Below are 6,000 nucleotides of genomic sequence, written 5' to 3'. Positions count from 1 at the left end.
CATCTCGTCGGACAGGTCATGGCGTCGCGCATCGCTCACGACCCCGCATCATGCCGAACCAGCAGGTCAGGACCACAATCCCAAACAGGCCCTAGATGGCTGGCGGGCCCTGGCGCACCTTCTCCAGGAGCAGCTCCGGTGTGACCGTGGCCGGGTCCCACCACGAGTCGATCCACCAGGTGACGCCCGCGTCGGCCATCACGCGGGCCTGCTCGGCGGCCTCGGCAGGATCGGGCGAGAGCTTGCCCTGCAGGACTACCTCGAACGGCCGGTCGCTCCGGGCGCCCTCCGTGCCGTCCCCCTCGGTCCCATCCGACCGGTGCGCCGTGAGCCAGTCGGTCAGACCGGTGATGTGCTCCGGCGTCAGATCGTCCGTCGTGCCGCGCAGCTGCGGGACGATCCCGTCCCAGCGCAGCGTGCGCCTCAGGTTCTTGGCGGGCGGCCGCTCGGCGTCCCAGACGCCGACCGGCCACACCGGGATCCGGCCGTTCACCGGCTGCTCGGGGAAGCGGAACGGGCCGGTGGTGATGTGTTCCCCGTGGAACTCGAAGCCCTCTCCGGACCAGGACTGCTCGAGCCAGGCCAGCGTCTCGTCCAGCAGCGCTGCCCGCTCCTTCAGGCCCTTCGCCTGATCCGGAGCAGAGGTGAAGCCACGGTCGTCGGCCACCCCGACACCCACGGGCAGGACCAGGCGACCGCCGGACAGGCGGTCCACGGTGAGTGCGCGCTGCGCGAGCTCCCACGGGCGGTGTCGCGGTACGGCGAACACCATCGCGCCGAGCGTGATGCGCTCCGTCACCGTGGCAGCGGCGGCGAGCACGGCGAACGGGTCGTAGACCGGCATCGCCCACTCGCCGTCCAGGCTGATCGCGTCCCAGGTGAAGAAGCCGTCCCAACCATGCTCCTCGCTCTCGCGCGCCAGAGCGATGTGCTGGTCGATCGTGCCGAAGCTGCTGATGAATCCGAACTTCATACCGTTCCTCCGGGTGGCCGAGGTGCTTGTCCGACGTCACCGATCACGCTACGCCGCGCCTCTGACACTCCTCAGACCGGGTGGGGCGCGATGTGGACGGGGCGCTCGAAGAACGTCTCCAGGACCACTATCGCGTCGGTCCCGGTGACACCGTCGACGCCGAAGATCCGGCGTAGTGCCTGCTGCAGCTCTTCGGTGGACGCGGTGCGCACCTTCACGAGGACCGAGGCCGAACCGGCGACGATGTGCGCCTCCTCGATCTCCGCGATCTGGGCGAGCGCCTCGCGGGTGGACGGGTCGCCCATCCAGGCGTTCGCGTCGACCATGACAAAGGCGAGCACGCCGCGGCCGACGGCACTGGGGTCGATCTCGATGGTCGTCCGGCGGATCACCCCGCGTTCTCGGAGCTTGCGCACGCGGTCGTGAGCAGCCCCGGCGGAGAGGCCCACGGCCTTGCCCAGTGCTGTGTACGGCATGCCCGCGTCCTGCTGCAGCAGCTTCAGGAGCTCCCGGTCGACGTCATCCATGGCAGGGACTATACCGATGGCGCTCGCTGTACAGGAATCGGCTGTTTGATCTACTCTCCGAACTGTGTTCACCTCTGAGAGGGTTTCTGCCGAGTTTGTCGTTCTGGACGAGCGGTTCGCCGGATGTGACGGCGACTTCGTCGTCAAGCGGCACTTCTCCGACGCGCGGAAGACCGAGGGCCCCGCGTACTTCGCGGGCGGGCAGTACCTCGTCTTCAGCGACATCCCGAACGACCGGCTGCTGCGCTACGACGAGACGACGGGCGCCGTCGGCGTCCTGCGGCACGGCTCCGGATACGCCAACGGGAACACCGTGGACCGGCAGGGACGCCTCGTCACCTGCGAGCAGGGCAACCGGCGCGTGACGCGTACCGAGCACGACGGCTCGGTGACCGTCCTGGCCGACAGCTACCGCGGCAAGCGGCTGAACAGCCCGAACGACGTCGTGGTGCGCGCGGACGGTTCGGTGTGGTTCACGGACCCCACCTACGGCATCACCGGGGACTACGAGGGCAACGCGGGTGACTCCGACTTCGGCGGCGCCTGCTACGTGTTCCGCATCGACCCCGTCGACGGGGAGGTCACCATCGTCGCGGACGGCTTCGTCCGGCCCAACGGGCTGGCGTTCTCGCCGGACGAGCAGCGGCTGTTCGTCGTCGACACCCGTCAGGACCCGAGCCACATCCGCGTCTTCGACGTCACGGACGACGGGCGCCTGACCGGCGGCGCGATCCACGCCACGTGCGACGCCGGCCGCTTCGACGGGATGCGTCTCGACACCGAGGGCCGCATCTGGGCCGCCGCCTGGGACGGCGTGCACTGCTTCGCTCCCGACGGCGACCTGATCGGCAAGCTGCTCCTGCCCGAGTCGGTAGCGAACCTCACCTTCGGCGGGCAGAAGCGGAACCACCTCTACATCACGGCGGGCACCTCGCTGTACTCGCTGCGGGTCACCTTCAACGGTGCCTCGTACCCCCGCTGACCACCGGCGAAGCTAGGGTTGCGCCGTGACGCAGACGCAACCCGTGGTGGAGATGTGGACCGATGGCGCCTGCAAGGGCAACCCCGGCCTGGGCGGCTGGGGTGCGCTCCTGAAGGCGGGGGAGCACTCCAAGGAGCTGTTCGGCGGGGAGAAGCTCACCACGAACAACCGCATGGAGCTCAAGGCAGTGGTCGAGGCCCTGCGGGCGCTCAAGCAGCCGAGCGAGGTCACCATCCACGTCGACTCGTCGTACGTGATGAACGGTATGAAGACCTGGATCGTGGGCTGGAAGCGCAACGGGTGGAAGACCGCGAGCAAGCAGCCGGTGAAGAACGTCGACCTGTGGCAGGAGCTCGACGCCGAGGTCGCCAAGCACACGGTGCGCTGGGTCTGGGTCAAGGGCCACGCCGGCGACCCGGGCAACGAGGCGGCGGACGTGCTGGCGAACAAGGGCGTCGACAGCGTGCGCTGACGGCCTGCGCCGACGGCCTGCGCTGATGGGCTGCCGGAAGCCGTAGTGGTAACGAGACCGATGTCACGTCACCACGATTCGCGCACCCTAATACCCTTGTCCCATGGCTTCCCACTACGACGTCGTACTCCTCGGTGCGGGCCCTGGCGGCTACGTCGCCGCGATCCGCGCTGCCCAGCTCGGTAAGTCCGTTGCGATCATCGAGGAGAAGTATTGGGGTGGTGTCTGCCTCAACGTGGGCTGCATCCCTTCCAAGGCTCTGCTCCGCAACGCCGAGCTGGCCCACATCTTCAACCACCAGAAGGACCTCTTCGGCATGACCGGGGACGTCACCTTCGACTTCGGCAAGGCGTTCGACCGCTCGCGTGACGTGGCCGGCGGCCGCGTCAAGGGCGTCCACTTCCTGATGAAGAAGAACAAGATCGCGGAGCTCGACGGCCGCGGCACGTTCCGCGACGCGAACACCATCGAGGTGGCCCTCAACAAGGGCGGCACCGAGACCGTGACCTTCGACAACGCGATCATCGCCACCGGCTCCGAGGTGCGCCTGCTGCCCGGCGTCGAGCTGTCCTCGAACATCGTGACCTACGAGGAGCAGATCCTCACGCGGGAGCTGCCCAAGTCGATCGCGATCGTCGGCGCCGGCGCCATCGGCATGGAGTTCGGCTACGTCCTGAAGAACTACGGCGTGGACGTCACGATCATCGAGTTCCTCGACCGTGCGCTGCCGAACGAGGACGCCGACGTCTCCAAGGAGATCGCCAAGCAGTACAAGAAGCTGGGCGTCAACCTGCTGACCTCGACCGCGGTCCAGACCGTCAAGGACGACGGTTCGTCGGTCACCGTCACCTACAAGGGCGTCAAGGACGACAAGCCCGGCGAGCTCGTCGTCGACAAGGTCCTCATGGCGGTCGGCTTCGCGCCCAACGTCAGCGGGTTCGGCCTCGAGAACACGGGTGTGCAGCTCACCGAGCGCGGCGCCATCGCCATCGACGACCACATGCGCACCAACGTGCCGCACATCTACGCCATCGGTGACGTCACCGCCAAGCTCATGCTGGCGCACGTCGCCGAGGCGCAGGGCGTCGTCGCGTCGGAGACCATCGCCGGGGCCGAGACCCAGACCCTCGGCGACTACCGCATGATGCCGCGTGCGACCTTCTGCTCCCCGCAGGTCGCGTCCTTCGGCCTCACCGAGCAGCAGGCTCGCGACGAGGGCTACGACGTCAAGGTGTCGTCCTTCCCGACGATGGCCAACGGCAAGGCGCACGGCCTCGGCGACACCACGGGCTTCGTCAAGCTCGTCGCCGACGCCAAGTACAACGAGATCCTGGGCGCCCACATGATCGGCCCGGACGTCTCCGAGCTGCTGCCGGAGCTGACGCTCGCGCAGAAGTGGGACCTGACCGCTGACGAGGTGGCGCGGAACGTGCACACGCACCCGACGCTGTCGGAGTCGGTGCAGGAGACGGTGCACGGTATTGCTGGGCACATGATCAACTTCTAGTTGGTCGCTCGGCCGCCTCACGGCGGTCGGCCTGGTCAGAGGCTCGGATCCGCGGAATTCCGCGGATCCGGGCCTCTTTGCGTCCTGGGGTGTCGTGGACACCTATGGACGTGAACGGTCCGGAATTGCCGCCACTTATGGCACGGGGGTGGCACGACGACGGACACCAACCAGGAGGTTGACCGATGGGAATGACCAGGAACGATACGACGGCCAGGCAGCGTCGCGAGGCGTGGGGGAGCCTGCGAAAGCTGCCCTCGAAGCGCTGGCAGGCTCGCTACACCGGGCCGGACGACAAGACCTACTCGGCGCGGACCGAGGACGACAAGCCACTGACGTTCCTCACTAAGGGCGACGCTCGCGAGTGGCTCAACGGGGTGCACGCGGCGATCAGCCGAGGGGAGTGGCTTCCGCCCGCCGAGGCTGTCCGGCGGCGTCGGGCCGACGCCGAGGCTGCAGCCGCGCGGGACGTGACGTTCCGCGAGTACAGCGAGCGGTGGCTGGAGCGCATCGCGACCGAGCCCGGCAAGGGCGGCAAGCTCCGCCGGCCGGGGACCGTGCTCGCGTACCGGGGGCGGGTGCGCAACTACCTCATGGCCCCGCTCGGGGAGGTGAAGGTCCGGGAGATCGACACCGAGCGGGTGCGTGCGCTCGTGATCAAGCTCGTCTCCATGCCCTCGGTGCTCAAGGAGGACGCCAAGCACAACGGGATCGCGGGCGACGCCGTCGATGTGCTGAAGATGATCCTCCGGGCGGCGGTGCGTGACGGGCTGCTCGGGAAGATGCCGGACGTGCCGACACCGACCCGGAAGTCCGTGCGGCACGACGACGCCCACACACCCGAGGACGACGTCGCCACGCCTACCCAGGTCGACGCGCTCTACGCGGCCGTGCCGGAGCTCTGGCGGATCGCCGTGCTGTTCGCGGCGTGGTGCCAGCTCCGGCGGGGGGAGGTGCTCGGGCTGCAGCGGCACGACATCGTCTGGAACGGCGACCGGACCGCGGCGACGCTGTTCGTGCGGCGGCAGAAGAACGGGAGCACGGGCAAGCTCACGGATCCGAAGTCGGACAGCGGCCTTCGGTCGATGTCGATCCCGCCGCTCATGATCGAGCGGCTGCGCGAGCACCTCGACCAGAACGTGGGGCGAGCACGGACGTCGCCGGTGGTGCCTGGTGAAGCGCGGGGTAACCAGTACCTGTCGGCGTCGCGATGGAACGGCATCTGGGCGGCCGCTCGGGGCGCGGTGGCGGGACTTCCGGACGGCTACCGGTTCCACGACCTGAGGCACACGGGGCTGACCCGGATCGCGCAGGAGGGGGCGACCCTGGCCGAGCTCATGCGTCGTGGCGGGCACTCCGACGTGACCGTGGTGCTGCGGTACCAGAAGGCGACGATGGCTCGGGACATCGAGCTCGCCGCGCGTATGAGCGTGACAGCGGGGGAGGAGATCCGGCTGGAGATGGAGCGTGCAAAGTCCGAAAGGGACAGGGCTGCTTGATGCTCGAGTGGCTGGACCTCCCTCGGAAGGAGGTCCAGCC

6 protein-coding genes are annotated in these 6,000 nt (G+C 68.4%); 4 read left to right on the top strand and 2 right to left on the bottom strand.

The window, feature by feature from the left end; genetic code table 11:
* Nucleotides 1–91 precede the first annotated feature (91 nt).
* Both AB0F70_RS13425 and AB0F70_RS13420 read right to left on the bottom strand, forming a co-directional pair.
* The gene (locus AB0F70_RS13425; RefSeq protein ID WP_357448659.1) at nt 92–973 is read right to left on the bottom strand and encodes an LLM class flavin-dependent oxidoreductase; all 882 of its coding nucleotides are present in this window, start codon (nt 971–973) and stop codon (nt 92–94) included.
* Between the two features lie 71 nt (nt 974–1,044).
* A complete protein-coding gene (locus AB0F70_RS13420) occupies nt 1,045–1,500 on the bottom strand; it encodes an Lrp/AsnC family transcriptional regulator (protein ID WP_357448656.1) in 456 nt (151 codons plus the stop codon).
* A 64-nt stretch (nt 1,501–1,564) separates the two neighbouring features.
* Here AB0F70_RS13420 and AB0F70_RS13415 point away from each other — a divergent pair, with 64 nt between their 5' ends.
* From AB0F70_RS13415 to AB0F70_RS13400, 4 genes are all read left to right on the top strand, one after another.
* Nucleotides 1,565–2,482 (top strand): SMP-30/gluconolactonase/LRE family protein, encoded by a 918-nt coding sequence (locus AB0F70_RS13415; RefSeq protein WP_357448654.1) that lies wholly within the window; start codon nt 1,565–1,567, stop codon nt 2,480–2,482.
* Between the two features lie 52 nt (nt 2,483–2,534).
* On the top strand, nt 2,535–2,954 hold the full coding sequence (rnhA, locus tag AB0F70_RS13410) for a ribonuclease HI (protein ID WP_357448667.1): 420 nt from the start codon (nt 2,535–2,537) through the stop codon (nt 2,952–2,954).
* 103 nt (nt 2,955–3,057) lie between these two features.
* Nucleotides 3,058–4,461, top strand: a complete 1,404-nt coding sequence (lpdA, locus tag AB0F70_RS13405) for a dihydrolipoyl dehydrogenase (protein WP_357448652.1) — start codon at nt 3,058–3,060, stop codon at nt 4,459–4,461.
* 191 nt (nt 4,462–4,652) lie between these two features.
* Entirely contained in the window at nt 4,653–5,960 is a 1,308-nt protein-coding gene (locus AB0F70_RS13400; protein WP_357448650.1) for a site-specific integrase, read from the top strand.
* The last annotated feature ends 40 nt before the right edge of the window (nt 5,961–6,000 follow it).

It is taken from the genome of Promicromonospora sp. NPDC023805 (genome assembly GCF_040639635.1).
Taxonomy (GTDB): domain Bacteria; phylum Actinomycetota; class Actinomycetes; order Actinomycetales; family Cellulomonadaceae; genus Promicromonospora.
Note: the sequence above shows the minus strand (reverse complement) of the source record. Positions and strands in the feature narration are given on the sequence as shown.